Source organism: Leucobacter holotrichiae, from assembly GCF_055791005.1.
On record NZ_JBVUAC010000003.1, the window covers coordinates 99,191 to 125,517 of the forward strand.

Genomic DNA, 26,327 nt, shown 5'->3' on the forward strand with positions numbered 1-26,327 from the left:
CTACCCGAGGCGGCGGGCGACCACGACGGTGTCGACGAGCACGGCCTCGGTTCCGTCGGGACCGGTACCCGGACGCCGGCGCACCTCGGCGTTCACATCCCAGTGCTCGGGATCGAGCCGCAACAGCGCCAGCTCGCTCTCCGGGCTCGGGAACTCGCCGTGATGCCCCTTCGCCCACGGCGGCGGCGCTGCGTGCGAGATCACCACGAGCCGGCCGCCCACCGCCACCCGCTCGGCTGCGGCACGCAGGATCCGCTCCCGCGGCAGTTCCACGGGTGACTGCAGAAAACTCGCTGTCACGAGGTCGAAGCGCCGCTCGGAGCCGTCGATCCGCTCGGGATCACGGGCCCACTCACCGAGATCCGCGGCGATGAACCGTGCATGCGGGATCCCGCTGTCCTCCGCCGACCGCACCGCCCGGGCGATCGCGGTCTCGGAGAGGTCGATCCCGACCGCCTTCCAACCCCGCTCCGCGAGCCAGATCACGTCGCCGCCCTCCCCGCAGCCGAGATCGAGGGATCGGCCCGTCGGAAGCGAATCGACGACGTCCGCGAGCGTTCGATTGACCCGCCCCGACCAGATCCGGCCCGCGTCGGCACCCGCGTAGCGCCGCTCCCAGAAGAGGACCGGATCCTCGCCCGGCTTCGGCGTATGCGCAGCCGGGCCGTGGACGGCGAGCGCGAAGTCCTCCTCCACGAGCGCCGCGTTCGCGGCCGCCCCGGCGAGCGTGCCGCTGCCCATCGCGATGGGCACCGTCGCCGCCGGATTCACGACGTTGCCCGCGGCCCAGATGCGCGGGTGGCTCGTGCGCCCCGTGGCGTCGACAGCGATGAACGACCCCATCGGCGTCTCCGAGCGATCGAGCTCGAGCCCCTGCAAGAAGCCGTCGTGCGGCACGAGCGCGCCCGCGGTGAAGATCGCGTCCGCCTCGATCTCCTCGCGCAGCGTGCGTATGGCTGCGATCCGCGATCCGTCGCCCACGATCTCGGTGACGGGATCCTCGACGAGACGCACCCCTCGCGCCCCGAACTCGCGCCGGCTCTCATCGCTCAGCTCGCCGAGGCCCGCGGTGAACACCGTCAGATCTTCGGTCCACTGCCTGAGCAGCCTCGCCTGATGCATCCCCAGCGGTGACGTGGCCACCACCGCCAGGCGCCGGCCCCGCACCTCCCATCCGTGGCAGTAGGGGCAGTGCAGCACGGTGCTCCCCCAGCGATCCGCGAGTCCGGCGATCGGCGGCAGCTCGTCGGTGATGCCCGTCGCGACGACCAGGGCGCGCGCCTCGAGCGCTTCACCGCCGTCGAGCACGATGCGCACGGGATTCGGCGATCCCGAACCCGTCTTCGACTCTTCGGGTTCGAGCACTTCCCGTACCGATTCGCGGCGGAACTCCACGCCGTAGCGCTCGGCCTCGGTGCGGCCGCGAGCGAGCAGCTCGGCCGGTGGCGTGCCGTCGAGCCCGAGCACGTTGTGCATGTGCGAGGCGAACCGGTTGCGCGGGCTGCCCGCGTCGATCACGAGAGTGCGGCGCAGGGAGCGCCCGAGGGCCTGAGCCGCGCTGAGTCCGGCGGCGCCGCCGCCGATCACGATGGCGTCCCAGCGGTGAGAAGCGATGTGAGTCATGGGACCATGTTCACCCCCTCATGCGATACTTGCAATACAGTTTGCAAAAATAGCAAGGAGTTGCGCCATGGACGAACTTCGGCAGCTCGGGGCACGACTGCGCTCGGCCCGGCAGGAACGGGGCTGGACGCTCGACGACCTCGCGGAGCGCGCCGGCATGTCGGCGAGCACGCTCTCCCGACTCGAATCGGGCAAGCGCCAAGCGAGCCTCGAGCTGCTGCTGCCGCTGACCAGGCAGCTCGGGATCCGCATCGATGATCTCCTCGAGCCCCGCAATCGCGACCCGCGCGTGCACCGCGACACGATCCGCCGCGAGGGCATGACCATCGCGCCGCTCACCCGCGAAGAATCAGAGGTGCGCGCCTTCAAGATCACCTATCACCCGCATGCCCTCGAGGGCGCCCCGCAGACCCACGACGGGCACGAGTGGCTCTACGTGATGTCGGGGAGACTGCGGCTCACCCTCGGGGAGCAGGAGCTCGTGCTCTCACGAGGCGAAGCGGCGGAGTTCGATACGACCACTCCGCACCGCATGCGCGCCGCTGGGAACCGGCCAGCCGAGGTGATCAGCATCTTCAACACGGTGGGCGAGCGCCTGCATCTGCGCTCGTGGGATGCGGAGTAGGGGTGCCGCGAGCGCATGCCCCGCCGAGGCCGACGGCAGCGTGATCCCATGCGCGGCATCGCCAACCGGTTCGAGTCGGCCTGGAAGTACCGAGTCGGCCGAGAATTCGCGCGAATCTCGGGCCTACTCGATAAAAAGAGGCTGTCTCGGCAGGCAGCGGCCGTCTCGGCAGGCGCGTGGGGGCAGGTCCCGAGCCGAGCAGCGGCCGGGCTGCAATCCCGTGAGAGAATAACCGCGACACTACCCCGGGGGTTCTCCATGACCGTTCTCACCGTCGCGAACGACTCGACCGATCCGACCGGCGGCACGACCTGGGTGGTCGCCGCCGCGGTTCTCGCAATCGGCATCATCATCGTCGCATTCCGCGCCTGGCGCCAGGGCAAGCGGATCAGGGCGACGCGGGAGCAGAACACCGCGGCCAGCGCCCGAGAGCTCGCGGAGCATCACCGTCCGAGGTGGTCGCCGGAAGCGGCCTCGTTCGGATCGCGCCCGGTCGACTGGGGCGTCGCCGTCGGAGCGCCGTTCGCGCTCTGCCGTGGAGCGGATCAGGATCGCCTGAGGTTCCGCGACGCGCAGGAGGAGCGCGAGATCCTCGCCGAGGCCTGGGGCGTGACCGACCGCAGCAGCATGCTGCAGACGCTGTACGACGTGCTGCTCGCCGGGCACCGCGATCGCTTCAGCCGCGAGATCGCCGTGTGGAGCGAGATGCCCGACGAAGAGGCCCGGGCGGTCGAGGCGAGGCTCCGCGCCGGCGCGAAGCACTCGGACGACACCGTTGAAATGCTCTGGCGGTTCCGGCGCGTGCGAGCGAACGACCGCGACATCCGATCCGTCGATTTCCTCGCGTGGGACTTCGTGCGCCTCGCCATGCTCGCCAGAGCGGGTGCGACTGCCGGGTACCTCTCCGAGGCCGAGGCGTCCGACGTGCTGCTCATGACCGCCGGCGACCTGCGCGAGCACTACGGATCCTGGGATGAGCTCGGCGAGTCGTTCAGGATCGGCCGCTGGTACTGGAACTCGCAGGGCGGCCAGAACGAGGCGATCATGGACGAGCACGACCTCAGCCGTCAGGAGGCGCTGCTGTCGGCTGAGAGCCCCTGGGCGCGGGTGCCGTGGGACGCGGAACTGCCTGCGCCGCGGATGCTGCTCGTCGACGCCCTTCGAGACCACGGCATGCGCTCGCTCGACCCGGACGAGTACAGCGATCCGAGTGAGCCCGTGTGGTCCCGACGTATCAACGAGGCGCTGCGACAGCGCGAACTGGCCGACCGCGAGGGCTGAGCCCCGATGTACTGGTTCCCGAGGCCGACCGGCGACTTCCCGCTGTCGACCTTCCTCGTCGTGCTCGGCATCCTCGCGCTCTGCCTGACCATCCTCTGGTGGGACAGACGACGCAAACGCAACGATCCCGATCGCGGCGGCCCCGGATACACCGCGACGGCGGTGCGGGCCCCGCCGCCCCCGGATCCCGGTCCGAATCCGCTCAGCGCCGATGAGCGGTGGCTGCTGGGGTTCGCGGCGCCGCGGATCGTGCCCGAGGAGGGACTCGATCCCGAACGATGGGATCTCGGGCCTCACCTCCACGAGCGGCCTGTATCCACGGGCGAGGCGATCGAATGGCGGGCGATGCTAACCCGTCTCGAGCAGGAGTTCGCTCGCGCGGCGACGCCGCCCGATCGCGCCCTCGCGGCCGTCGAGCTCGCCTGGTGGATCCGCCGGGGCGTCGCGAACCGGCAGATCACGGAGACGGCGGCCCGAGATGCGACGCGAGTCCTCGCGGAATCGATGCGCTCGGATGCGGATGACTGGCTGGGCTTCGGCGACCTGCTCGGCGAACGCCCCGACATGGTCCGCCCCCGCGACCTCTACAAACCGGGGGCTCCGTGGGCCGACGCCCGCTGGCCGGGATAAACGCACCTGCCTTCCCTCTCGATTTGGTCACGTTCATGCGCTGATCACGCGGTGGGCTCCTAGCGTGGAGGGCATGCCCACCGCACCCGAGACGTCTCCAACGAGGAGAAGCGGAGCCATGTGTCCGAGCCCCGGCGAGGGTCGCGCGCAAGACGCCGGGACGTGCGCCGAAGGTGGGCTGGTCTCCATCCCGCCTCCGAGAAAGGTCCAGCCCCTTGGCTCATCTCTACCGCACCACGCTGTCCCCGACGAAGCTGCAGCTCCTCGCCGCGTGGCTCCCCTCCCAACCTTGGTTCGGCGGGAACCCGGAAACTCTGCATCAGGTCGGCTCGTTCCGCTTCGACGATCCGGACGGTGAAGTCGGCATCGAGACGATCCTGCTCACCGCCGGAGGCGATACGGTCTACCAGGTGCCCCTCACCTACCGCCCCGCTCCTCCTGAGGTTTCGCCGGAGAGCGTGGTCGGCTCCCTGCAGCACGGCGTACTCGGCAAGCGCTGGGTCTCGGACGCCACGCTCGACCCCGCCTACATCCGCGCACTCATCGAAACGGTCCTCTCCGGACGCAGTGAGGCACAGCAGTTGATCGAGGAGGAGGGCGAACTCACCCTCATCGACAACGACACCCGGGTTCGTGGATCCGGCGTGGATCTCGACGACCTCGACACCTATGCCGCCCATGGACGACTCGCCGGCATGACGACCCGCGTGGAGACCGGTATCGGCACCATCGAGGTCGTCCGCCGCCCCGGCTCAGACACCGCTGCTCCTGAACGCGCCGGCATACTGATCGGCACTTGGCCGACACAGCACGATCCGACGCTCCTGGCAACGGTGCAGCTGAACGCAGACGCGATCCGTCAGGCGATGAGCTGAGGGGAAGAATCCGGATCTGGACCAGTAAGCTCGATGCCACGCTCATCGCTCGAACGAAAGAACCGCCCTGATGACCAGACCCTCCGTACTGTTCGTGTGCGTTCACAACGCCGGGCGCTCTCAGATGGCGGCCGGTTACCTCCGGCATCTCGCGGGCGACCGCATCGAGGTCCGCTCCGCGGGTTCCGTGCCGGCGGACCGGATCAACCCCGTCGCCGTCGAGGTCATGCTCGAGGAGGGCATCGACATCGCGGCCGAGCAGCCCAAAGTGCTCACGTCGGAGGCGGTGCAGGCCTCGGACGTCGTCATCACGATGGGGTGCGGCGACGCGTGCCCCTTCTTCCCGGGTACACGCTACGAGGACTGGAAGCTCGACGACCCCGCGGGGCAGGGCGTCGAAACGGTGCGGCTGATCCGCGATCAGATCAAGAGCCGGGTCGAAGCTCTGATCGCGGAGCTCTCGCCGCAGTGACCGGGTCGCCTCGGCGAGAGGGCTCACCCGCACTCGCGCCCGCGCTCGCGCCCCAGCGCCCCGAGCGACCGAGATGACGCCTGCGGCCCTCGTCAGTGCCGGCGAAGGGCCGGAAGCGTCATCTCGATGACGAAAGCCCCAGTACCGCAGGCGCACGATCGGCTCGGAAGCGAAATGGACGCAGCTCGCAGCTCTGACGCTCGGTGTTGACTTCCCGACAGACTCGTGGCTTAATAAAGTTATTCATTAATTAAGAAAGCGTTGAAATGCCTGCATCGGACCCCCTGAGCCTCGTATTCGCGGCACTCGCCGACCCGACACGGCGCGAGATCCTCTCGCGGCTCGCTCAAGGCCCGGCGACCGTCGGCGAGGTGGCCGAGCCGTTCGCGGTCAGCGCTCCCGCGATCTCTCAGCACCTGAAAGTGCTGGAGCGCGCGGGGCTGGTCACCCGCACGACCCAGGCTCAGTGGCGGACCCTCACGATGCAGGCCGAGCCCCTCGACCAGGCGTCCGCCTGGGTGGAGCGGCAACGCCGCGAATGGAACCTGCGCCTCGACGCCCTCGAGGAGCACCTGCAGACCATGAAGACCCGTCCGAGCATCGACAACAGACAGGAAGCAGCATCATGAACACGACCGACACCTCGACCGCGCAGGCCCCTCAGTTCTCGATCACCCGCGTTTTCGACGCCCCGCCCGAACTCGTATGGCGCGCCTGGACCGAGGAAGCCGAACTCGCGCACTGGCTGCACCCCTTCGGGGTCTCCACCGACAGCGTCTCCTTCGACGTCCGCGTCGGCGGCCGCTACCGGTACACGATGACCAATGACGAGACCGGCGAGGAGTACCCGACCGGAGGCGAGTACCTCGAGGTAGAGCCCTTCGAACGACTGGTCTTCACCTGGGGCGAGCCCGACGCCGCCGTCGCCACCGCTCCGGTCATCACACTGACCCTCACCCCGCAGGGAGAGCGCACCGAACTCGTCTTCCACCTGCGCGGCATCGAGGGCAAGCCCGGCGACGGCTTCGTCTACGACGGCTGGGACGAGGCCCTCACCAACTTCGGCCGCCATCTCGCCGGAGAAGAGCTGGGCTGAGGTCTACGGGCCAGTAGGCCCGGCGCAGAATTTGCTGAACGCTCCGCGTTCAGCTCTGAAGATTCCTGACCCTGTGGGGCCAGCGCGATCCTTGGTTGAACGCTGCCGCGTTCAACCTTCAAAGGATCCCGCCCACTCCCTCACGCGGGCGGCGCTCTCCTCCTCCGACAGATCCTCGACGCGCGTCATCACCGACCAACGCACACCGAACGGATCGCGGATGCTCGCGAAGCGGTCACCCGAGACGAAGTCGCTCGGCGCCTCGCGCACCACGGCACCGGCCGCGACCGCGCGTTCCACGACCGCGTCCACGTCGGGCACGTACAGACCCATCGAGTAGCAGTCGTCCTCGCCCTCCGGCGCGGCGACGAGGTGATAGTCCGGCACCGGCTCACCGAGTTGCAGGTGCCCCTTGCCGAAGTCGAGTTCGGCGTGCGCCACCACCCCGCCCATCTCGGTCACGTCGACGACCCGGGCGCCGAAGACATCGCGGTAGAACTCGATCGCCTCGCCCGCCCTCGGGATCGCGAGGAAGGGAGTGAGGCTGGTCGAGCCGTGGGGCATTCCGTCCGTGGTGTGCGCGCCGTTCGCGGCGCGGCTCTCATGTGCGTTCATGCCCTCAGCGTAGGATCGTGCCTCGCGAACGGCTTGCAGATTCGCGCCAGATCGCGCCGGATCGCGGCCGGGTCGCGGGGACGGGCTGACGCGCCGGAGCGGTCGGAAGGGCGGGCACAGGAATGGTCGACGAGGAACGGCGCGGTGTGCTCTACCCGCACCGCCTGCCCGAGTTCCATCGGATGCCACCGCGCCGCGAACTGGAGCACGCGGTGCGCTGGTTCTGGATCCCCGAGTGGGATCTCGCCGACGGTGAGGAGTCCCGGCAAGAGCTGCTGCCCTTTCCCGTCTGCAATCTGGTCGTGGAGCCCGCAGCGGTGACCGCGGTCGGTCCGGCGACGCGGCGCTCAGAGCGAGTGCTGACGGGGCGCGGCTGGGCGGTGGGAGCGTTGCTCAGACCCGCTGCGGTGCCGTCGTTAGCGCCGGATCCCGCGACGATCCGCGACGCCACTCGCATCGTCGAAGCTCCGCGCTTGCTCGCCGAGGTGAACCGAGCGATGGAGGATCCCGAGTCTTCCGGCGCCGCACGCCGCGAGCGGGCTGTCTCGTTGCTCTCGGAGTGGATCCGGGAGCGAATTCCCGCACTGAGCACACCGGGTGACGGCGCACTCGCGAATCGACTGGCGGAGGAACTCGGGGATCCCGCGCTGACGCGCGTCGACCAGCTTCCGGATCGTCTGCACGTCTCGGTCCGCACCCTGCAGCGCGTCGCCGATCGCTTCTTCGGCCTCTCGCTGCACTCGATGATCCGGCGGCGGCGCATCCAGGAGGGCGCTGAGCGCCTGCGAGAGCAGCCCGAACTCACCATCGCCGCACTCGCGAACGAACTCGGCTACGCGGATCACGCGCACTTCACAACCGATTTCAGGCGCTTGCTCGGTGTCACCCCGAGCGAGTACCGCGCGAGAGCGGGAACGCGACCGTGAAGCCGCCTCCGATCACTCAGACCGTGAAATCGGTCGCGGCGCGCGCCGAGGTCACCGTCTTCATGTAGTCGACGACCGGCAGATGCTCGGGGTGCTGCGCGTACGCGGCCAGGCCTTCGGCGTCGTCGAAGTCGGCGATGAGGGTCAGGTCGTAGTTGGCGCCGTCGAACAGCTCATTCCGGTGCAGGGTGAGGGCGCGCACCGAGGCGACGCGCTCCCGCAGCGGTTCGATGAGGTCGACGGCTCGGGCTGCCTGGGCGTCGCGCTCGTCACGGGTCTCGCCGGCGAACTTCCAGCTCACGATGTGGCGCAGGGTCATGGGGTTCCTTCGGGTTGAACGGGCTGGCCGGGGAGTCGACTGAGATCCTGCGACTGCACGCAGGACGCCGGGTGCGCGCGGGATGACGAGAACACTGCGCGGCGCTGCGTCCTGCTCACTTACGCGAGAACAGCCGCGGTCGACGCAAAGCCTTCTCCACTGCGGCGCTGAACCGGTCGGGATCGACGCGCCAGATCGCGTGGCGGCGGCCGTTGATCAACACCACCGGGATGTTCTCGGAGTGGAGCCTGGCGAGCTGCTGGTCCTGCAAGATGTCGAGCTCCCGGAGGGAGGTGGCGATCCCGCGCTCCGCCAGCTCACCGCGTACAGCGGCGATCACCTCGCGAGCATCGTCGCAGAGGTGGCAACCGGGTTTGCCGATGAGGGTGAGCTCGACGTTCGTCACGATCGATCATTCTACGAGGCCGCGCACGCGGAACCGCGCGTCAGCGAAAAGACGGAAGGGCACCGGGCGCAGCCCGGTGCCCTCCGCACCTCGCGCTCCTGCGCGGCCAAGGGAACGGCAGCGCAGGGGGCGATTACTTCTTGTTGCGGCGCTGGTGGCGCGTCTTGCGAAGCAGCTTGCGGTGCTTCTTCTTGGACATGCGCTTGCGGCGCTTCTTGATTACTGAACCCACGGTTACCTCACAACGTCTCTCGGGCCGAAGGTATCGCGGCCCACAAAACACTTATATTACTCTGTCAGGCCGATGAGCGCGAAACGACCGGCGACCCCGTCGCCCGACAGCCCTACGAACGGAGCTTGAAGCGTGCCACCAGCTCCTTGACCCGATGCTCGGCTCGGGCCGCGGCGCGACCGATCCGCTCGGCCGCCGCGGCGGTCTCCTCCGAGAGCACCTCGCTCTCGTCGAGGGGGTCGCCGAACGGGTCGTCCCCGTCGGGCCCGGGCACCCGATCCCCGTCCTCGGAGAGGTACTCGACCGTCACCTCGGTGTCGAAACCGGCCGAGAGGAACGGGATCACGAAGTCCTCGACCATCTCGAGCGGCTCGGGGTCGAGCGCATAGAAGCGATGCTGTCCCTCCTCGCGCACGGTCACCAGCTCGGCCTCGCGCAGCACCTTCAGGTGCTTCGACACCGTCGGCTGACTGATCTCCAACTGGGCGACGATTTCGGAGACGCTCATCTCGGCGTCCTGCTGGTGTCGCTCGAGCAGCACACGAAGAATATCGCGCCGGGTCGCGTCGGCGATGACTCCGAAAATATCTGGCATAGCCTCAAGGTTAGTCGGCCAGGGCGTTTCTCGCCCGCCCGTGCCGAGCCGGAGCTCGTCTACCCCGTGCCGGAACGGCCCGGCGTGTGTAGCATGACTGCTATTGAAAGCGGTCCGGCGCATCGTCCGGCGCCGCGGGTCCCAGGGAACGAAGCAGGGAAAGAAGGAGTCGTGAGGGCACGCGCCTTGAGCCGTCGGGCTGCCGCCCCGCTCCCGCAGAAATCCTGGATCAACGCGATGATCCACTCCTCGCCCGCCCGCTTCGCGCTGATGGTCTTCACCAGCCTCATCCTGCTCTGGACGGCCCTGCTCTCGTTGCCGATCGCGAGCAACTCGCGCACGATGACCCCGCTCGCCGACGCGCTCTTCACCGCCGTCTCGGCGATCTGCGTCACGGGGCTCTCGACAGTCGACATGGCATCGCACTGGTCGCTGTTCGGCGAGTTGGTGATCCTCGCCGGCCTGCAGATCGGGGGCATCGGCGTGCTCACCCTCGCGAGCATCCTCGGCCTCACCGTCACCCGCCGCCTCGGCCTGCGACAGCGACTGCTCGCCGCAGGCGACACCAACCCGATGCGCATGGGCCGCGACGTATCCGAGAGCCAGGCCGTCGGTCTCGGCGAGATCGGCGGCCTGCTGGTCGCGGTGGCGGCGAGCCTCGTGGTGATCGAGGCCGCCCTCACCATACTCATCACACCGCGGCTGATGGTCGCCGGATACGACTTCTGGCACGCCCTCTGGAACGGCTTCTACCTCGCCGCATCCGCCTTCACCAATACCGGCTTCGTACCGCTGCCCGGGGGGCTCGCCCCCTTCGACACCGATGTCTACCTGCTGACCGTGCTCGCCATCGGCGTGTTCCTGGGCGCGATCGGCTTCCCCGTCATCTTCGCGCTCTACCGCTACGTGACGGGCGGCGGCTGGCGCGCGCACAAGCGCCTCGGCCTGCACGCCAAGCTCACCCTCACCACTACCCTCATCTTCGTGATCGTGGGCTGGGTCGCCATCGGCGGGCTCGAGTTCGCGAACCCCGACACGCTGGGCGGTCACGGGTTCTGGGAGACGCTGCTCAGCTCCGGCTATATGTCGGTGATGACGCGCTCGGGCGGCCTCGGCATCATCGACCCGGTCGATATGAACGGGTCGACGCTGCTGGCCATGGACATGCTGATGTTCGTGGGCGGGGGATCGGCGTCGACCGCCGGCGGCATCAAGGTCACCACGCTCGCCGTGCTGTTCCTCGCCGCTTACGCCGAGGCTCGCGGGTACCGCGACATCCAGGTCTTCGACCGCCGCATCCCCGACGAGGTGCTGCGCGTGTCGGTGTCGATCCTCATCTGGGGGGCGACGATCATCCTCGTTTCGACGGTCGCGCTGCTGCATCTCACCGGCCGCCCGCTCGACATCGTGCTCTTCGAGGTGATCTCGGCGTTCGGCACCTGCGGGCTATCGACCGGCTTGTCGAGCGAGATCTCGGATCCCGGCAAATACATTCTCGCGGCCACCATGTGGGCCGGCCGCGTGGGAACGGTGACGCTTGCCGCGGCCGTTGCGGCGTCGAGCCGTTCCCGACTGTTCAAACTCCCCGAGGAAAGGCCGATCGTTGGTTGATATTCGCAGTGACGCCCCGGTGATCGTGATCGGCCTCGGCCGGTTCGGCGCCGCGACCGCAGGACAGCTCGACCGTCAGGACCGCGAGGTGCTGGTCGTCGACACCGATCCCCAGCTCGTGCAGAAGTGGGCGGATCGTGTGACCCACGCCGTGCAGGCCGATGCCCGCTCCATGGAGGCGCTGCGCCAGATCGGCGCCGACGAGTTCCAGATCGCGGTCGTCGCCACCGGCGCATCGATCGAGGCGAGCGTGCTGATCGCCGCGAACCTCGTGGATCTCGGCATCCCCCAGATCTGGGCGAAGGCGATCTCGCTCTCGCACGGCAAGATCCTCGAGCGGATCGGCGTGAACCACGTCATCTATCCCGAGCGGGAGGCCGGCGAGCGCGTCGCACACCTGCTGAGCGGCAGCATGCTCGACTTCATCCAGTTCGACAACAACTACGTGATCGCGAAGATGTACCCGCCCCGCTCGATCCGCGGTCGCTCGCTCTCCGAGAGCGGGGTGCGCACCCGCTACCGCGTCACGGTGGTCGGTGTGAAGACCCCGGGTCAGCCGTTCACCCACGCGACTCAGGACACGGTGGTGTCGCCGCACGACCTCATCATCGTGAGCGGTACTGCCGCCGATGTGGAGCGCTTCGCGACGATCGGTTGAGGTTCGCATCCCGAATCGCTCGCTGCTTGAACGCGGAGTCTCAATCTGCCGCTTCACCGATGGGTGAGACAGCAGATTGAGACTCCGCGTTTCCGCCCGACGCCGGCCCGAGGGCCCCTCACGCGCGGGAGACAGCGGCGGCCGCCACCTCGGCGAAGACGCCCGCCGCCCAGTCGCGGGCCGCCTCCGCCGCGGGAATCGACCCCCCTGCGTCGTGCCGGCCGTACTCCCCCAGCCGCGAGGCTCCGCACGCCTGCAGCGCCTCGTCGACGAGTTCGCTGCCGCGCGAGTAGGTGCGCTCGTAGCTGCGGTCGCCCATGCCGAACACCGCATAGCGCACACCCGCGAGGTCGGGGCGCTCCTCGAGCAGTCGGCGCACGAACGGCTGGGCCGAGCTCGGCACCTCGCCGTCTCCGTAGGTCGAGCACACGATGAGGTGCATCCGCGCGGGATCGAGTTCGTCGGCGCGCACGTCTCCGAGGTCCCGCACCCGCACATCCGCCGCATCCCCGAAGAGGCGCGAGAGCTCGTCGGCCACGAGCTCCGCACCACCCGACTCGGTGCCGAAGAGGATCGTCGTCGCCACCTCCGCTCCGATCTCCGCGGCGCCGCCCGCGTCGAGCGGCGGCAGTTCGAGACTCGCGTCGCCCGCGGCCTCGAGCTGGGCTTCGCGACTCTGCAGCTTCGCCCGCTCGCGGCCGGGGGCAGCGGTGAGGCGCTCCCGCAGGTCGATGCGGCGCCAGCCGTCGAAGTCGGTCTCCCCGTCGATCGAGGGCAAACCGGGTGCGGAGGCCGTCACGGCGCCCGATTGCAGGTCCGCGGCAACGATGAGCGCGAGGTCCCGTGCGTCGGCCCGCTGATCCGGGATCGTGCCGCGGGGCCCGCGGCGCAGCCAACCCGCGGTGTAGAGGCCCGGTTTCACCCGGCCGTCGGGGTGGGCGCCCGGTTCGACGGGGGCGCCGGTGTCGGAGGCGAATCCGACGGCGGTGATCACATCGGAGGTGGGAATCCGCACCTCCCCCTCCGCGCCGCTGAACACCGCGGCCTCGACCCGCTCCATCCCTTCCAGCCGCTCGGGCGAGAGGCCGAACCACCACTCCAGGGTGACGCGCGAGTCGGTGACGGGATCCGCGAGGAGCGCCCGCACCGCGTCGATGCGCGCGTCGCGTCCGTCGTCGGGCAGTTCTCCCGCGCCGTGCACGACGTGCCGCACCCCGGGCAGCCCGGCCAGTTCGCGCACCATCACGGGGTCGAACTTCGCCGACGCGGGGGCGCTGCGGCCCACGAGATGCAGTGTGCGCACCCGCTCGGTGAAGCGCCGGTGGGCGGCATCGTCGATGTCGGACCCCTCGAAGCCCGCGGCGTCTCGAGCGACGAGGCGGGCGACGTCCATCGCCACGTTGCCGTGCCCGACCACGACCACGCTCTCCCCCAGCGGCTCCGGCGCCTGCTCGTCGGGGTGGGTGTTGAGGAACCGCGTGACCGCGCCCGCACCGCGCACACCGGGGAGCGAGGCACCGGGCACCGGCAGCTCGGCGTCGCGGTGCATACCGGTGGCGAGCACCACGACGTCGTAGGCCCGCTCGAGCTCCTCGAGGGCGAAGTCGACTCCCAGGCGGCAGTTGCCCCTGAACCGCACGCCCTCCTCTGTGAAGAGCCGATCGAACTGCCGGGCCACCGCCTTCGTGCCCTGGTGGTCGGCCGCCACGCCGTAGCGCACGAGCCCGTAGGGCGTGGGCAGTTCGTCGAACACCTCGATCGGCGCAGCGGGGAAGGTGCGCCGCAGAGCCTGCGCGGTGAAGCTGCCGGCGGGTCCGGATCCCACGATCGCCACGCGGGGCGCGAGGGCGTCGTCGGTGCGCGCCTCGGCGGCCCGGCTGTCGGAGACTCCGGATCCTGATCGACGCCCGCTCCACGTCACGGGCAGCTTCAGCATGCCGCGGAACACCCAGCCGCCGATCTCCGCCGGATCCCCGTCGATGAGCGACAGTCCCTCCAGCGACGAGAAGAGCAGCGGGAGCGCCACCTCGGCGACCTCGGCCCGCGCGGCCCAGGCTCCGAGGCAGACGTGCACCCCCTTGCCGAAGGCGAGGTGGGGCTTCGCCTCGCGACGGATATCGAAGGCCGCGGGATCGTTCCAGACTCGCTCGTCGCGGTTCGCGGAGAGGATGCAGATGCCCAGCCGGGCGCCGGCGGGAAGGCGCACACCCGCGAGCTCGGTGTCTCGCGTGACCTGGCGCGAGTACAGCCCGATCGGCGCGACCCAGCGGATCGTCTCGTCGAAGACGGCCTGCCAGAGCGAGGGTTCCCGCTCGACCGCGGCACGCTGCTCGGGGTGGGTGAGCAGCGCCCAGGCCGCCACGCCGAGCGCATCGCGCGGCTCGTTGAGACCGCCGCCGATCGTCATCTTCACGTTGGCCCTGATCCGCTCGATCGGCATCTTGTAGTCGGGGATCTGCAGCAGCTGCGACAGCAGCGACTCGTTCGGATTCGCGGCGTGCCACGCGAGCATCTCATCGAGCGCCGCATCGACCTCGTCGAACGATTGCTTGCCGAGCGCCCACACCTCCGGATCGTCGGCGTAGTTGCCGGTCGCGTCGATCATGGTCTGCGACCAGCGCTGCAGATCCTGCTGCGTGGCGTTGTGCAGGCCGATGAGCTCGCGCAGGCTCTCGGCGGCGAAGGGCGCCGAGAAATCCCAGATCAGATCTGCTCCCGGCCCCTTCGTGATGAGCTCTTCGAGGTAGCGCTCGGCGTTGCGCTGGAACTTCGCCTTCCAGATGCGCTGCACCGCGCCGGGCCGGAGCGCGGGCTGCCAGGCCTTCCGCTCGATGTAGTGCTCGGGATCGTCCCGGCGCAGCATCGAGTGGCCCATCGCCCGGATCTGCAGCGACCCCTGCTCATCGGCCGAGAAGATCTGCTGATCGAGCTCGGTCTCGTGCACCGCCTCGTAGGACGTGATCAGGTAACGGCCGACCTGCGGCACCCAGTGCACGCCGCCCTCGGCGCGGAGCCGCTCGTAGATCGGGAAGGGATCGCGGTAGAGGTCGGGAATGGTGACCCAGTCGGCGACCGGAGCCTCGTTGCTCGTCATTGCACACCTCGTTGTTCTGAACTGCAGTATGTCTTCGAGTATGCGCGCGGTGAATAACGAAACAAAAACGGAATTATCTGCATTGATTATTCGGATACGTGTGAGAATTGCCGCATGCCCGCGAACTCCTCCGCCCCGCTGCCGTCGTTCACCCTGCGGCAGCTCGCGTACTTCGTCGCGGCCGCCGACGAGGGCACCATCACGGGCGCGGCGGAGACGCTCCGGGTCTCACCCTCGGCCATGTCCGACGCCATCACGGAACTCGAATCGGCGATGCGCGAGCGGCTCTGCGTGCGTCGGCGCGCCCACGGCCTCACGCTCACCCCGGCCGGCCGCCGACTCGTGCAGCACGCCAGACGGATGCTGGCAGAGGCCGAGGAGCTGCATCGCTCCGTGGGAGGCGAGGGGCGGCTCTCGGGCCCCGTCGTGCTCGGCTGCTACCCCACCCTCGCCCCCACGATCCTTCCCCCGCTGCTGCAGGACTTCGCCGCGCTCCACCCCGGCATCGAGCTTTCGATCCGGGAGTCCACGCAGGACCGTCTGGCCCACGATCTCGCATCCGGTCGCATCGACGTGGCGGTCGTCTACGACATGCTCGTGCCGGTCGACACCGAACGCGCCAGACTGTACGAACTGCAGGCCCACGCACTGCTCGCCGCCGGTCACCCGCTGGCCGCGCGCGAGACGGTGCAACTGGAGGATCTGGCCGGCGACGACCTCATCCTGCTCGACGCGCCCCCATCCAGCGAGCACACCCTTTCGGTGTTCGCCGAGCGGGGCCTCCGCCCCCGCATCAGGCACCGCACCGCGAGCTACGAGGTGGTGCGCACACTCGTCGCACGCGGCCTGGGCTACGGCGTCCTCGTCTCCCGCGTGGCGAATCCGAACAGCTACGAGGGGTTGCCGCTGGTGGCGAAGACGATCGTGCCGCAGGTGCGACCCGTGGCGGTCGACATGGTCTGGGCGGTCGACAGACCGGTGCCCGCGCGAACCCGAGCGCTGATCGAGTTCGCTCGAGGGGTCGATTGGCCGTCGTGAGAAGAGCTCCAGCGAGCACCCTGTCGCCCGTCGGGGCCTCCGGGCAAGTAACATGCTCGGCAAGCGCGCTTCTCAGAGCCTGCCCTCGATCACGATAGACGAAGGAGTCGAATCGATATGAGTACGTCCGCAGAATCGAGTCTCACACCGACAGGAACGATCGCCACAGAGACCGACAGACGACGCGTCGTCTTCGCCACCGTGGTCGGCACGACCGTCGAGTGGTACGACTTCTTCATCTACGCGCAGGGAGCCGCCCTCGTCTTCGCGGCGCTCTTCTTCGAGCCGGCCGGGGCGGGGATGGCGCAGATCCTGTCGTTCTTCACCGTCGGCATCAGCTTCCTGTTCCGTCCGCTCGGGGCGTTCCTCGCCGGTCACTTCGGCGACAAGTACGGCCGGCGCGTCGTACTCATGTGGACTCTCATCCTGATGGGTGCGGCGACCACGCTGGTCGGCCTGCTGCCGACATACGCGACCATCGGAGCAGCCGCTCCCGTGCTGCTGATCCTGCTGCGCGTGCTGCAGGGCGTCTCGGCCGGCGGCGAGTGGGGCGGCGCCGTGCTGATGGCCGTGGAGCACGCGCCGAAGACCAAGCGCGGTCTCTACGGCTGCTCCCCGCAGATCGGCGTGCCTCTCGGCATGCTGCTCGCGTCGGGTGTCATGGCGCTCGTCGCACTTCCCGGGCAGGAGTTCTTCCTCTCCTGGGGCTGGCGCATCCCCTTCCTGTTCAGCTTCGTGCTGATCCTGATCGGCTTCTACATCCGGCGCCGCGTCGAGGAGAGCCCGGTCTTCACCGAGATCGCCGAGCGCGCGGAGGCGACGAAGAACCCGGTCGGCAAGCTCTTCCGCCGCTACACCCCGCTCGTCATCCTGGCCGCCCTCATCTTCGCCGGCAACAATGCGGTCGGCTACATGTCGACGGGCGGGTACATCCAGCGCTACGCGACCGACCCCGAGGGTCCGCTCGGCATGGAGCCCGCGCCGGTGCTACTGGCGGTCACCGGCTCCGCCGCCACCTGGCTGATCTTCACCTGGGTCGGCGGGTGGCTCTGCGACAAGATCGGCCGCCGCACCACCTACATCATCGGCTGGGTCGCGCTGCTGATCGGGATCGCGGCGCTGTTCCCGCTCGTGAACACCGGCAGCATCGGCATGCTGTTCCTGGGGCTGGCGCTCCTGACACTGGGCCTCGGTCTCACCTACGGTCCCCAGGCCGCCCTGTACTCGGAACTGTTCCCCGCCTCGGTCCGCTTCTCCGGCGTGTCGATCTCGTACGCGATCGGGGCGATCGTGGGCGGGGCGTTCGCGCCCATGATCGCCACCGCGCTCGTCCAGGCGACCGGTACCACGGTGTCGGTGCAGATCTACCTGTCGACGATCGTGGTGCTCGCGCTCATCTCGACGCTGCTGGTGAAGGATCGCATGGGCATCCCCCTCGGGCCCGACAACGAGGAGGAGCAGGCCAGGATGCCGATCTACGGCACCAAGGGCTGACCGAGCCCGCACCCGATGTCGAGATCGACGCTTTCAGCGAGATTGACTGTTTCAGGGGCCCTGAAACAGTCAATCTCGCTGAAATAGTCGGTCTCGGGGCAGGCTCCCGCGTCGGCGCTACTCGCCGCGCTCGAGCTCCTCGGAGCGGCGCACGTTCGCGGCGAGCGCCCGGTCGAACAGATCGCCCCAATCGGCCTCCTGCAGCACCGCGACCGCCTGCTCGGTCGTGCCCTTCGGGCTCGTCACATTGCGTCGCAGCTGCTCGGGCTCCTCGTCGCTGCGCACCATCAGCTCGGCGGCGCCGGCGATCGTCTGCTGCACCAGCAGCCGCGCCTGCTCCGCGTCGAACCCCATCCGCCGAGCAGCGGCGGTCATGTGCTCGGCGTAGAGGAAGACATAGGCCGGCCCCGATCCCGAGACCGCGGCGACGTCGTTGATCTGGTCCTCGCGCACCACGAGCACCGAGCCGACCGTCTCGAACAGGCGCCGCACCGTGTCGACCGCCTGATCGCTCGCCGACGAGCCTCCCGCGATTCCCGTCACGCCCCGCCCGATGTGCGACGGCGTGTTCGGCATCGCCCGCACCACCGAGACGCCCTCGGGCAGTTCCGCCTCGATCGCGCTGCTCGGCACCCCGGCCGCGACGCTGACCACGATCGCGCCCGGCTCGAGCGCGTCGGCGATCTCGCGCGCGGCGTCCGAGATCATCCACGGCTTCACCGCGAGGATCACGAGGCCCGCGCCGCGCACTGCGCGGCGGTTCGCCTCGGGATCGCTCTCTCCCGCGAAGGCGACCACGTCTTCGGCGTCGTCGAATGCCGCGGCGCTCGCCGCCGATCGGGTCGTCACCGCGATCGGCAGTTCGATGCTCACGTCGGGCGCTCGCAGGCCGGTGAGGATCGCGCCCCCCATCGAGCCGACTCCGATCATGGCGGTGCGGGGCAGGGTTTCGTTCGTCGTCTCGCGCATGGTTCAAGTCTACGAGCGAGGCTGCGCGGGGAGACGCCCGCCGGTGGGTGTCTCTCCGCGCGGCCCCGGTCGCTCAGACCGTGATGACCTTCGGCGCGGCGACGGCCTTGAGTCCGTGCGCTCCGAACTCGAGCCCGTACCCCGAGGCCTTCACCCCGCCGAACGGCACCATCGGGTTGAGGGTGCCGTGCTGGTTGATCCACACCGTACCCGCCTCGATCCGCTCCGCAACCCTGCGGGCCTCGTCGGGGTCGCCCCAAACCGAGGCGCCGAGGCCCTGCTCGGAGGCGTTGGCCCGAGCGATCGCATCCTCGAGATCGGTGTAGCGGATGATCGGGATCACCGGACCGAACTGCTCCTCGTCGACCAGCGCCGCACCGTCTTCGATGTCGGTCACGATCGTGGTGCGGTAGAACTGCGCCCCGAGTTCGGCGGCTGGTTCGCCTCCGGTCACGATCCGCGCACCCCGGGCACGCGCGTCGTCGACCAGGCGCCCCACGATCTCGAACTGCTGCGGCGTCGTCAGCGGGCCGAGCAGGTTCCCCTCTTCCGTGCCCGGCCCCATGGGCACCGCATCCGCGATCTCCGCGAGCGCGGCGACCACGTCGTCATGCACCGAGTCGTGCACGTACAGGCGCTTGAGGGCCGCGCAGGTCTGACCCGTGTTGATGAAGATGCCCCAGAACAGGCCCTCTGCGATCGCCCGCGCATCCGCGCCGGGCAGCACGATCCCCGGATCGTTGCCTCCGAGTTCGAGCGTCAGCCTCGCGAGGTTGTCGGCCGAACTGCGCACGATCTCACGGCCGGTCTCGGTCGAGCCGGTGAACATGACCTTGTCGATCCCGGGATGGCTCGCGATGCGCGCCCCGACCTCGCGGTTGCCCGACACGACGGTCAGCACTCCGGCCGGCAGATGACGGTTCATGAGCTCCACCACCGCGAGCACGCTCAGCGGCGTGTAGCTGCTCGGCTTCACCACCACGGCGTTTCCCATCCGCAGCGACGGCGCGATCTGCCAGATCCCGATCAGCGCCGGCCAGTTCCACGGGCCGATCGCGGCGACGACGCCGAGCGGCACGTAGTGCAGCTCCGACCGTGTCCCCTCAGCCTCGAACAGCACTTCGGGCTCGATCGCGGTGTCGGCCGCGTTGCGCACCCACACCGCGCACCCGCCCGCTTCGAACCGCGCGCCTGCGCCGTTCAGCGGTTTGCCCTGCTCTCGCGCGATGATCTGGGCGAGTTCCTCGGCGTGAGCCTCGATCTCGTCGGCGGCGACGCGCAGCAGCCGCGAGCGCTCGTCATGGCCCAGCGCGGCCCACCCCGTCTGCGCCTCCCGCGCGGTCTCCACCGCAGCGTCGAGATCGGCGACCGTGTGCACGGGCGCATACCCGATCGTCTCCCCCGAAGCGGCGTCGGGTATCGCGCGCCCGACCGTCTCCGCCACCGTGATCGCGTTCAGCAATGCGTTGTCCGTCATTCTCTGCTCCTCTTCTCGCTCTGTCGGCGCACCGGTCAGCGGTCCTCGAACGACGCCACGCAGGCCGCCGTCGCATCGTCATAGGCGACATCGTCGTAGGTCTCGAGGCCGTCGATGTACTCATCGAGCACGCCCTCGGCGTCGTCGAGACCCTGCTCCGTGGCGAGGTCGATCCACATCTCCTTGCCCGTGTCGCCCAGTGCGTCCTTCCATGCCTGCGTGTCCTGCTCCTCCCACGCGTTCAGGGACTTCACCGTCGGCGCATCCTTCATCTGCTGGCACTGACCCGCCGCGACCTCGTTGAAGGCCGCGATGCCCGCGCCTGTGTTGAGCTCGTCGGTCACCTGATCGAACTGCTCACGGAGGTCGTCCGGCAGGGAGGCGTAGGCATCGGCGTTGACCCACATGCCGAAGGTCGAGTACTGGCCGACGCCGGGATCGGTCCAGTCGGGCAACAGCTCCATGAGTCCGTAGTTCACGGGGAAGTCGATGGCGCCGCCGATCATCGATACGACACCCCGTTCGACCGCCTCGTAGGTCTCGGGAGCGGTGACCGCGACGATGTTCCCGCCCGCATCGCCGACGGCCTGCTGGATGATCGGGCCCGAGACTCTCACCTGGGCTCCCTGGAACTGGGAGACGTTCGTGATCGGTTCATGCCCGCCGAGCAGGAAGCGCCCCACCGGCCACGTGGCGACGTGGTGCAGGCCGTTGCGCTCCATGATCGCCTTCGCCGGATCGTAGTCCCGGTGCAGGTCGTAGATCGACTGCATCGCCGCCTGAGCGTTCTGGCTGAGGAACGGGATGCTCACCATGCTCGTGGACGGGAAGTACTGCGGCGTGTAGTCGGGCACGGTCACGCCGATCTGGGCCCGGCCGTCGCGTACGCAGTCGGCGACTTCGGGCGCTTTGCACAGCGCCTCGGTGGCGGTCCGCTCGAAGTTGATGCGACCCTCCGTGACCTCCTCGACGCGGTCGAGGAACCAGTTCTGCACCGCCGCGTTGGGGGTGTCGGCCTGAGCGCCCGTCACGAGCGTCCAGGTGACGGTCTCCCCGCCGCCATCGCCGCCGTCGCCGCCCGGCGACGCGTTGTTGATGCCCGAGCAGCCGGCGAGCACGAGGCCCGCGACCGCGATGAGGCCGATCGATCCGGCGGCTCGGACGAGCCTCCTGGGGTGCTGTCGAGTGGAGAACATCATCGTCCTTTCGTGGGTGTTCCGCCGCGTGGGGCGGGGTTGGCTTCATTGTTCAGCGGCCCGGCCGCGCTGTCGTTGGCGAACGGCGCAGCCGGGTGAGGCGTTCGCGCAAGCCTGATCAGCCGGCCCCCTGCGCGACGAGCGAGGGCAGGAACAGGGTGATCGCGGGCACGAAGAAGAGGATCGCCGAGACTACGAGATCCATCAGCATGAGCGGCAGCACGCCCTTGAACACGGTCTCCGTGCGCACCCCGGTGGCACCGGATACGACGAAGCAGGTCATGCCCACCGGCGGGGTCACCATCCCGATCGCCGTCAGCTTCACGATCATGAGCCCGAGCCAGATCCCGTCGAACCCCAGTTCCATCGCGATCGGGTAGATGATCGGGATGGTGATGATGAGCACTGAGATCTCATCGAGCGCTGTGCCGAGCGGCAGCAGGAGGAGCAGGAGCAGGCCGATCGTGAGGAGCGGCGGCACGTCGAGCCCCGCCACCCAGTTCGTGACCGTGTCAGGCACGTGGGCCGCGATCAGGAAGGTCGAGAACACGCTCGAGCCCACCAGGATCATGAAGACCATCGACGTCGTCTGAGCCGTGTCGAGCAGGGCGCCCTTCACCTTGTCCCACACGACGCTCCAGCCCTCGCGCCGGAATTCCCAGAGCAGGATCACGAGCGCCACGAATGCCGCGATGGCGGCTGATTCGGTCGAGGTGAATATCCCGGAGAACATGCCGCCGAGGATGATCAAGAAGATCACGCCCAGACGCACGAGGCCTCGCCACGGCAGATCTCTCAGCGTGCGCCCGTAGACCTGTCGCACGGCCTCGGTGTCGGGGGTCCCCGGGGGCAGCTGGGAGATGCTCGCGGCCGGCTCGGCGGCTCCGGGTCGCGCTCCGCGCTGCGCCGCCGCATCCGCGTGCGCGACCGCGACAGCCTCGGTGAGCGTCGCCTCGGGGCGCACGATCTGCCGGTGCCCCACCACCAGGATGTACACGATGTAGCCGAGCGCGGAGAGCACGCCGGGAATGATGCCGGCCGCGAGGATCTGCGCGACCGATTCGCCCGTCATGATCGCGTACAGCACCAGGAATGTGCTGGGCGGGATGACGACGCCGAGCGTGCCCGCGATCGCGACGATGCCCGTCGCGAGCGCAGCCGGGTAGCCGTAGGCTCGCATCTGCCCGACCGACAGCTTCGACATGGTCGCGGCCGTGCCGATACTCGAACCGGAAACCGCCGAGAACCCCGCGCACGCCATCACCGTGGCGACGCCGAGACCCCCGGGGAAACGGCTGACCATGTGGTTGGCGACCGCGAACACGTGCTCCGCGATCCGCGCCCGCATGGCGAACATGCCCATGAGGATGAACATGGGGATGATGGTCAGCGAGAAGCTCGCCGTCGCGCTGAACGGTACCGAGCCGAGCACATTGGTGGTGTAGTCGGTGCCCTGCAGGATCCCGAGGCCCAGCGCCCCCGTCAGCGCGAGCGAGAGCGCGACCGGCATGCGCAGCATGAGCAGCACGAGCAGCAGGGCGACCACCGCGAGCACGATCATCGTGACGAGCATGACTGGCCTCCCATCAGCGGGAGGGTGCGGGTGCGATCCCTACGCATCGAGCACCACCTCCGTCTCTTCTCCGTAAGCGGTGCGCCCCCGGATCACGCGCACCAGGTTGACGATCGCGACGACCGTCCAGAACAGCACGCCGACGGCGATGATCCAGCGCAGGGGCCAGATCGGCCACTGCACGAGGCCGAACCGGGTCTCGCTCATGCTCGTGGACTGCGCGGCGCGCAGGAACAGGGCGGCGGTCGTCCAAGCGAGAATGCCCGTGTTGAGCACCCAGACGAGCATCGAGACGACGCGAGCCGGCACCGGCTTCAAACGATCGGTGACGACGGTGACAGCGACGTGACCGCCCTGAATCGAGGTCCATGCCAGACCGAGGAACACGGAGGCGACCAGCGCGGTCTCCGCGATCTCCATCATCCCCGGCAAGCTCGCCCGCGTGATGCTGCGCACGAGCACATCGATCACGGTCGCGAGCATGAGCACGACGAGCGCGCTCGCCGCGACGACGCCCAGCGCGGCGCTGCACCGCTGCAACAGGCGGTCGAAAGCCGATCCGCCGGGTTCCGCAGAGGTTCCCATACCGAGCCCTACCGATCCCGCCAGAACTCGAAGGCGCGGGTGTGGTCAACGTCGCCGAGCGCCTCGAGCGCCTCACCCATGGCGCCCGTCACCGCGTCGCAGACGGGAGCCTCGCGACCGGCGGCCCGCTGCACGCGCTGGGCGATCCGCACATCCTTCGTGAACAGCGGCAGGGCGAACCCGCTGGCAAAGCGGCCATCGACGACGTGCTCGGGCAGCACGTGGGTGGTCACGAAGCTCTGACCCGTGGACGCGTTGAACACGTCGACCATCACCGAGGGATCGAGGCCGAAACGGCTTCCCGCTATCAACGCCTCTGAGGAGGCCGTGAACGCCGCAGCGGCGACGAAGTTGTTGAGCGCCTTCATCGCGTGCCCGGTGCCCAGCCTGCCCGTTCGGAAGATGCGGGAGCTCATGGTCTCGATCACCGGGATCGCACGCTCGGCTGCGGCGTCGTCGTCGGCCCCGAGCATGATCGAGAGCGTGCCGTCGACCGCGCGCTCCCGCGCACCGGAGACCGGCGCGTCGACCATCGCATACCCCGCCCTCTCCAGCGCCTCGCCGGTCTCGACCGTCTCCGTCGGATCCGAGGAGCTCATATCGACGAACACGGTTCCGGGCCGAGCGGGAATCCTCGGCGCTCCGTCGTCATCGAGGAGCGCCCGGCGCACGATCGCGCTCGTCGGCAGCATCATCACGATGACCTCGCGATCGGAGAGGTCGGAGACGCTCGACACCGCCGTCGCACCGATGCGGGCGGCGAGCTTCCGCGCCCGATCCTGATCCACGTCGAAGAGGGCGAGGTCGAACGCGCCCGATGCCGAGATGTTGCTCGACATCGGATCCCCCATCGTGCCCAGGCCGATGAAGCCGACCCGCGTGATCTGATTGTTCATATCGTCGTTCCTTTCAGCTCTCATGCCCGCCGCCCGTCAGGGGCGGGCCGCCTCGCCGTCGAACTCCGGCACGATCCCCCGCTCGGCGAGGATCTCCTCGACCGCGCGCAGACCCTCGACCGCCGCGGGGATGCCGCAGTAGAGGATCGAGTGGATGACCACCTCGCGCAGTTCGAGCGGGGTGACCCCGTTCTCGAGCGCGCCTCGGGCGTGCACTCTGAGCTCGTGGGATTTGCCTTGCGCGATGAGCATCGCGAATGTGACCCGGCTGCGCTCCGCATACGTCAGCCCCTCTCGCTGCCAGATATCGCCGAAGCAGTACCGGGTGACGAAATCCTGGAGCTTGTCGTTGAGGTCCGTGGTGTGCTCGACCTGCCCCTCGGCCCCCTCCGGGCCGAACATCGTGCGCCGCTGGTTCAGACCGACCTCGTACAGCTCGTCTTGGATCACAATCCGCTCCTTTGAAGATTCCTCCGCGACCGCGTCGCCGCGTGCATCTCACAGTGTGGCGGAGCGACGGCGCCCTGAAGTTGTCCAACGCCGCACGCAAACTGGCAGTTCGCGCAGCCGCCGCAGGGTTGCCCCCGTCACGTATGGATGACTCGCCCGGATGCGCCTACTCTTAAGGCGGACGAGGATGTTCATCTGACAGGGAGGCAAGCCGATGTCGGCGCACGATCCGCAATACTCGATGGAGTCTCACGACTCGGTGGGCTTCGATGATTGGGTACGACTCGTCGGCAATCGGTTCGTTCCCCTCGCGCTCTCGACGAAGTCGCCGGAGACCTTCTCGGGCACGATCCGCACCCGCACGATCGGCGGGATCTGCATCACCGATATCGCAGCCTCTCCGCACAGCGTTCACCGCCTCTCGAACGCGATCCGCCGGGATAAGAACGACCACCTCAAGCTGAGCATGCAGCTCGAGGGGACGGGGCTCGTCATGCAGGACGGGCGCAGCGCTCACCTGAGCCCGGGGGACGCGGCGATCTACGACACCTCCCGCCCCTACACGCTGGAGTACGACGGTCCGATGCGCTCGCTCGTCATGCTCTTCCCCCACTCCATGCTCGGGCTGTCGGCGAGCATGGTGCACACGGTGACCGCGGCGCGACTGGCGGGCGACAGCGGGATCGGCAGGGTGATCTGCCCGTTCATGCAGCACATGGCCGAGAACCTCGATCACCTCGAGGGGGTGAACGGCTCGCGCATCATGCACAGCGCCTTCGAGCTGATCACAGCGCTCCTCTCCGCCGAGATCCAATCGAGAGCATCCGAAGACGAGCACGGAGTGGCCTTCGAATCGGTGCGCAGGTACATCGACGCGCACCTCACCGATCCCGGCCTCACCATCGATGCGATCGCCAAGAGTCACTTCATCTCCACCCGCCAGCTGCAGTACCTGTTCCAGGAAGAGGGCCTCACCGTCTCCGGCTACATCCGATCCCGGCGTCTCGAACGCTGCCGGATCGATCTCGAGGACTCCGCCCTGCGGGAACGCACAGTGCTGCAGATCGCGCAGGCCGCGGGCTTCATCGACCTCAGTCACTTCAGCAAGCTCTTCAAGTCGACCTACGGTCGCACGCCGCGCGAGCACCGACTCGCGCATCTCCGCGCAGTCCCGCTTCTATGACCCGATCCGGACGCCTCCCCCGTAGAATGTGGGCAAGCGACGAAGGGATCGAGATGACCGCGAGTAGCGAGCACCGGGCACACATCGAAGAGGCGCTGCTGGACGGCGCGAGGATCTCCCGGGTGATCAGCCTCGACCTCGGAGAGGTCGACGGCGAACTCATGGTCGCGGCGAAGGTGGACCTCGATCCCGATCTCACGATGCGCGAGGTCTCGTTCGTGCTGCACCAGGCCAAGCGCCGGGTGCAGGCCGCGGTCGCCGAGGTCGCCGTGATCTACCTCGAGCCCGACGTCTACCTCGACCCGAACGCGGCGACGCCGTCGACCAGCTCCATCGTCACGCTGTCGTACGACTGACCCGTCGGGCACCGAGAGTTCACCGGCGCGTCACGCGCCGAGCCCCAGGAGG

At 68.7% G+C, this 26,327-nt stretch carries 28 protein-coding genes; 14 read left to right on the plus strand and 14 right to left on the minus strand.

Translation table 11 applies throughout. The annotated features are described in order from the left end of the window. Positions 1 to 1,623, minus strand: a complete 1,623-nt coding sequence (locus AC0KXF_RS05785) for an FAD-dependent oxidoreductase (protein WP_473108274.1) — start codon at positions 1,621 to 1,623, stop codon at positions 1 to 3. A gap of 67 nt (positions 1,624 to 1,690) precedes the next feature. Between AC0KXF_RS05785 and AC0KXF_RS05790 the strand changes: the two genes are divergently transcribed. From AC0KXF_RS05790 to AC0KXF_RS05820, 7 genes are all read left to right on the plus strand, one after another. Further along, positions 1,691 to 2,248 (plus strand): helix-turn-helix domain-containing protein, encoded by a 558-nt coding sequence (locus AC0KXF_RS05790; RefSeq protein WP_473108275.1) that lies wholly within the window; start codon positions 1,691 to 1,693, stop codon positions 2,246 to 2,248. Positions 2,249 to 2,506: 258 nt separating this feature from the next. After that, a complete protein-coding gene (locus tag AC0KXF_RS05795; RefSeq protein WP_473108276.1) occupies positions 2,507 to 3,529 on the plus strand; it encodes a DUF1266 domain-containing protein in 1,023 nt (340 codons plus the stop codon). A 6-nt stretch (positions 3,530 to 3,535) separates the two neighbouring features. Beyond that, positions 3,536 to 4,159, plus strand: coding sequence for a hypothetical protein (locus AC0KXF_RS05800; RefSeq protein WP_473108277.1), 624 nt, complete (start codon positions 3,536 to 3,538; stop codon positions 4,157 to 4,159). 215 nt (positions 4,160 to 4,374) lie between these two features. Then, entirely contained in the window at positions 4,375 to 5,034 is a 660-nt protein-coding gene (locus tag AC0KXF_RS05805) for a maltokinase N-terminal cap-like domain-containing protein (RefSeq protein ID WP_473108278.1), read from the plus strand. A 70-nt stretch (positions 5,035 to 5,104) separates the two neighbouring features. Next, positions 5,105 to 5,506 carry an arsenate reductase ArsC gene (locus AC0KXF_RS05810; protein ID WP_473108279.1) on the plus strand — a complete coding sequence of 134 codons (402 nt, stop codon included), beginning with the start codon at positions 5,105 to 5,107 and terminating at the stop codon, positions 5,504 to 5,506. 266 nt (positions 5,507 to 5,772) lie between these two features. After that, on the plus strand, positions 5,773 to 6,135 hold the full coding sequence (locus tag AC0KXF_RS05815; protein WP_473108280.1) for an ArsR/SmtB family transcription factor: 363 nt from the start codon (positions 5,773 to 5,775) through the stop codon (positions 6,133 to 6,135). Then, the gene (locus tag AC0KXF_RS05820; RefSeq protein WP_473108281.1) at positions 6,132 to 6,602 is read left to right on the plus strand and encodes an SRPBCC family protein; all 471 of its coding nucleotides are present in this window, start codon (positions 6,132 to 6,134) and stop codon (positions 6,600 to 6,602) included. The genes AC0KXF_RS05815 and AC0KXF_RS05820 overlap by 4 nt, the downstream gene beginning before the upstream one ends. Positions 6,603 to 6,713: 111 nt before the next feature. Here AC0KXF_RS05820 and AC0KXF_RS05825 read toward each other — a convergent pair whose 3' ends face one another. Next, a complete protein-coding gene (locus tag AC0KXF_RS05825) occupies positions 6,714 to 7,217 on the minus strand; it encodes a VOC family protein (protein WP_473108282.1) in 504 nt (167 codons plus the stop codon). A 122-nt stretch (positions 7,218 to 7,339) separates the two neighbouring features. On the opposite strand from AC0KXF_RS05825, the gene AC0KXF_RS05830 reads away from it, so the two are divergent. Then, on the plus strand, positions 7,340 to 8,143 hold the full coding sequence (locus AC0KXF_RS05830; RefSeq protein WP_473108283.1) for a helix-turn-helix transcriptional regulator: 804 nt from the start codon (positions 7,340 to 7,342) through the stop codon (positions 8,141 to 8,143). A gap of 16 nt (positions 8,144 to 8,159) precedes the next feature. Here AC0KXF_RS05830 and AC0KXF_RS05835 read toward each other — a convergent pair whose 3' ends face one another. From AC0KXF_RS05835 to AC0KXF_RS05850, 4 genes are all read right to left on the minus strand, one after another. Next, a complete protein-coding gene (locus AC0KXF_RS05835) occupies positions 8,160 to 8,462 on the minus strand; it encodes a Dabb family protein (RefSeq protein ID WP_223042489.1) in 303 nt (100 codons plus the stop codon). Positions 8,463 to 8,577: 115 nt separating this feature from the next. Then, positions 8,578 to 8,868: a glutaredoxin family protein gene (locus AC0KXF_RS05840; protein WP_473108284.1), complete on the minus strand. Its 291-nt coding sequence runs from the start codon at positions 8,866 to 8,868 to the stop codon at positions 8,578 to 8,580. 133 nt (positions 8,869 to 9,001) lie between these two features. After that, positions 9,002 to 9,100 (minus strand): 30S ribosomal protein bS22, encoded by a 99-nt coding sequence (locus AC0KXF_RS05845; RefSeq protein ID WP_005504750.1) that lies wholly within the window; start codon positions 9,098 to 9,100, stop codon positions 9,002 to 9,004. A 112-nt stretch (positions 9,101 to 9,212) separates the two neighbouring features. Further along, a complete protein-coding gene (locus AC0KXF_RS05850; protein WP_223042491.1) occupies positions 9,213 to 9,695 on the minus strand; it encodes an ArsR/SmtB family transcription factor in 483 nt (160 codons plus the stop codon). Positions 9,696 to 9,932: 237 nt separating this feature from the next. On the opposite strand from AC0KXF_RS05850, the gene AC0KXF_RS05855 reads away from it, so the two are divergent. Then, the gene (locus tag AC0KXF_RS05855) at positions 9,933 to 11,306 is read left to right on the plus strand and encodes a TrkH family potassium uptake protein (protein WP_473108415.1); all 1,374 of its coding nucleotides are present in this window, start codon (positions 9,933 to 9,935) and stop codon (positions 11,304 to 11,306) included. Continuing rightward, positions 11,299 to 11,964, plus strand: coding sequence for a potassium channel family protein (locus AC0KXF_RS05860; RefSeq protein ID WP_223042492.1), 666 nt, complete (start codon positions 11,299 to 11,301; stop codon positions 11,962 to 11,964). Before AC0KXF_RS05855 ends, AC0KXF_RS05860 begins: the two co-directional genes overlap by 8 nt. Positions 11,965 to 12,082: 118 nt before the next feature. Here the strand turns inward: AC0KXF_RS05860 and AC0KXF_RS05865 are convergent, their stop codons facing one another. Further along, positions 12,083 to 15,058, minus strand: coding sequence for a cytochrome P450 (locus tag AC0KXF_RS05865; RefSeq protein WP_473108285.1), 2,976 nt, complete (start codon positions 15,056 to 15,058; stop codon positions 12,083 to 12,085). A gap of 114 nt (positions 15,059 to 15,172) precedes the next feature. Here AC0KXF_RS05865 and AC0KXF_RS05870 point away from each other — a divergent pair, with 114 nt between their 5' ends. Together AC0KXF_RS05870 and AC0KXF_RS05875 are read left to right on the plus strand one after the other, a co-directional pair. Further along, the gene (locus AC0KXF_RS05870; protein WP_473108286.1) at positions 15,173 to 16,096 is read left to right on the plus strand and encodes a LysR substrate-binding domain-containing protein; all 924 of its coding nucleotides are present in this window, start codon (positions 15,173 to 15,175) and stop codon (positions 16,094 to 16,096) included. 117 nt (positions 16,097 to 16,213) lie between these two features. Continuing rightward, positions 16,214 to 17,590, plus strand: coding sequence for an MFS transporter (locus tag AC0KXF_RS05875; protein ID WP_473108287.1), 1,377 nt, complete (start codon positions 16,214 to 16,216; stop codon positions 17,588 to 17,590). A 117-nt stretch (positions 17,591 to 17,707) separates the two neighbouring features. On the opposite strand, the gene proC is transcribed toward AC0KXF_RS05875, so the two are convergent. From proC to AC0KXF_RS05910, 7 genes are all read right to left on the minus strand, one after another. Next, positions 17,708 to 18,559: a pyrroline-5-carboxylate reductase gene (gene proC, locus AC0KXF_RS05880; RefSeq protein WP_255572558.1), complete on the minus strand. Its 852-nt coding sequence runs from the start codon at positions 18,557 to 18,559 to the stop codon at positions 17,708 to 17,710. 73 nt (positions 18,560 to 18,632) lie between these two features. Continuing rightward, the gene (locus AC0KXF_RS05885) at positions 18,633 to 20,036 is read right to left on the minus strand and encodes an aldehyde dehydrogenase family protein (RefSeq protein ID WP_473108288.1); all 1,404 of its coding nucleotides are present in this window, start codon (positions 20,034 to 20,036) and stop codon (positions 18,633 to 18,635) included. Between the two features lie 35 nt (positions 20,037 to 20,071). Beyond that, complete coding sequence (gene dctP, locus AC0KXF_RS05890) at positions 20,072 to 21,232, minus strand: TRAP transporter substrate-binding protein DctP (RefSeq protein WP_473108289.1); 1,161 nt, start codon at positions 21,230 to 21,232, stop codon at positions 20,072 to 20,074. A 118-nt stretch (positions 21,233 to 21,350) separates the two neighbouring features. Continuing rightward, positions 21,351 to 22,805, minus strand: a complete 1,455-nt coding sequence (locus AC0KXF_RS05895) for a TRAP transporter large permease (RefSeq protein ID WP_473108290.1) — start codon at positions 22,803 to 22,805, stop codon at positions 21,351 to 21,353. A gap of 39 nt (positions 22,806 to 22,844) precedes the next feature. Further along, positions 22,845 to 23,390 carry a TRAP transporter small permease gene (locus AC0KXF_RS05900; RefSeq protein WP_223042524.1) on the minus strand — a complete coding sequence of 182 codons (546 nt, stop codon included), beginning with the start codon at positions 23,388 to 23,390 and terminating at the stop codon, positions 22,845 to 22,847. Positions 23,391 to 23,398: 8 nt separating this feature from the next. Next, the gene (locus AC0KXF_RS05905; RefSeq protein WP_223042525.1) at positions 23,399 to 24,286 is read right to left on the minus strand and encodes an NAD(P)-dependent oxidoreductase; all 888 of its coding nucleotides are present in this window, start codon (positions 24,284 to 24,286) and stop codon (positions 23,399 to 23,401) included. A gap of 36 nt (positions 24,287 to 24,322) precedes the next feature. Next, entirely contained in the window at positions 24,323 to 24,736 is a 414-nt protein-coding gene (locus AC0KXF_RS05910; protein WP_223042526.1) for a carboxymuconolactone decarboxylase family protein, read from the minus strand. 214 nt (positions 24,737 to 24,950) lie between these two features. Here AC0KXF_RS05910 and AC0KXF_RS05915 point away from each other — a divergent pair, with 214 nt between their 5' ends. Together AC0KXF_RS05915 and AC0KXF_RS05920 are read left to right on the plus strand one after the other, a co-directional pair. Further along, entirely contained in the window at positions 24,951 to 25,919 is a 969-nt protein-coding gene (locus tag AC0KXF_RS05915) for an AraC-like ligand-binding domain-containing protein (RefSeq protein WP_223042527.1), read from the plus strand. A gap of 53 nt (positions 25,920 to 25,972) precedes the next feature. After that, a complete protein-coding gene (locus AC0KXF_RS05920) occupies positions 25,973 to 26,275 on the plus strand; it encodes a hypothetical protein (protein WP_128387588.1) in 303 nt (100 codons plus the stop codon). Positions 26,276 to 26,327 lie beyond the last annotated feature (52 nt).

Bases quoted from the DNA above. Each gene is read 5' to 3' on its own strand.
- AC0KXF_RS05810 (WP_473108279.1), top strand. From the start codon at position 5,105: ATGACCAGACCCTCCGTACTGTTCGTGTGCGTTCACAACGCCGGGCGC.
- dctP (WP_473108289.1), bottom strand. From the start codon at position 21,232: ATGTTCTCCACTCGACAGCACCCCAGGAGGCTCGTCCGAGCCGCCGGA.
- AC0KXF_RS05830 (WP_473108283.1), top strand. From the start codon at position 7,340: ATGGTCGACGAGGAACGGCGCGGTGTGCTCTACCCGCACCGCCTGCCC.
- AC0KXF_RS05900 (WP_223042524.1), bottom strand. From the start codon at position 23,390: ATGGGAACCTCTGCGGAACCCGGCGGATCGGCTTTCGACCGCCTGTTG.
- AC0KXF_RS05815 (WP_473108280.1), top strand. From the start codon at position 5,773: ATGCCTGCATCGGACCCCCTGAGCCTCGTATTCGCGGCACTCGCCGAC.
- AC0KXF_RS05835 (WP_223042489.1), bottom strand. From the start codon at position 8,462: ATGACCCTGCGCCACATCGTGAGCTGGAAGTTCGCCGGCGAGACCCGT.
- AC0KXF_RS05790 (WP_473108275.1), top strand. From the start codon at position 1,691: ATGGACGAACTTCGGCAGCTCGGGGCACGACTGCGCTCGGCCCGGCAG.
- AC0KXF_RS05905 (WP_223042525.1), bottom strand. From the start codon at position 24,286: ATGAACAATCAGATCACGCGGGTCGGCTTCATCGGCCTGGGCACGATG.
- AC0KXF_RS05920 (WP_128387588.1), top strand. From the start codon at position 25,973: ATGACCGCGAGTAGCGAGCACCGGGCACACATCGAAGAGGCGCTGCTG.
- AC0KXF_RS05795 (WP_473108276.1), top strand. From the start codon at position 2,507: ATGACCGTTCTCACCGTCGCGAACGACTCGACCGATCCGACCGGCGGC.
- AC0KXF_RS05825 (WP_473108282.1), bottom strand. From the start codon at position 7,217: ATGAACGCACATGAGAGCCGCGCCGCGAACGGCGCGCACACCACGGAC.
- AC0KXF_RS05865 (WP_473108285.1), bottom strand. From the start codon at position 15,058: ATGACGAGCAACGAGGCTCCGGTCGCCGACTGGGTCACCATTCCCGAC.
- AC0KXF_RS05850 (WP_223042491.1), bottom strand. From the start codon at position 9,695: ATGCCAGATATTTTCGGAGTCATCGCCGACGCGACCCGGCGCGATATT.
- AC0KXF_RS05820 (WP_473108281.1), top strand. From the start codon at position 6,132: ATGAACACGACCGACACCTCGACCGCGCAGGCCCCTCAGTTCTCGATC.
- AC0KXF_RS05870 (WP_473108286.1), top strand. From the start codon at position 15,173: ATGCCCGCGAACTCCTCCGCCCCGCTGCCGTCGTTCACCCTGCGGCAG.
- AC0KXF_RS05855 (WP_473108415.1), top strand. From the start codon at position 9,933: ATGATCCACTCCTCGCCCGCCCGCTTCGCGCTGATGGTCTTCACCAGC.
- AC0KXF_RS05895 (WP_473108290.1), bottom strand. From the start codon at position 22,805: ATGCTCGTCACGATGATCGTGCTCGCGGTGGTCGCCCTGCTGCTCGTG.
- AC0KXF_RS05875 (WP_473108287.1), top strand. From the start codon at position 16,214: ATGAGTACGTCCGCAGAATCGAGTCTCACACCGACAGGAACGATCGCC.
- AC0KXF_RS05800 (WP_473108277.1), top strand. From the start codon at position 3,536: ATGTACTGGTTCCCGAGGCCGACCGGCGACTTCCCGCTGTCGACCTTC.
- AC0KXF_RS05785 (WP_473108274.1), bottom strand. From the start codon at position 1,623: ATGACTCACATCGCTTCTCACCGCTGGGACGCCATCGTGATCGGCGGC.
- AC0KXF_RS05915 (WP_223042527.1), top strand. From the start codon at position 24,951: ATGTCGGCGCACGATCCGCAATACTCGATGGAGTCTCACGACTCGGTG.
- AC0KXF_RS05885 (WP_473108288.1), bottom strand. From the start codon at position 20,036: ATGACGGACAACGCATTGCTGAACGCGATCACGGTGGCGGAGACGGTC.
- proC (WP_255572558.1), bottom strand. From the start codon at position 18,559: ATGCGCGAGACGACGAACGAAACCCTGCCCCGCACCGCCATGATCGGA.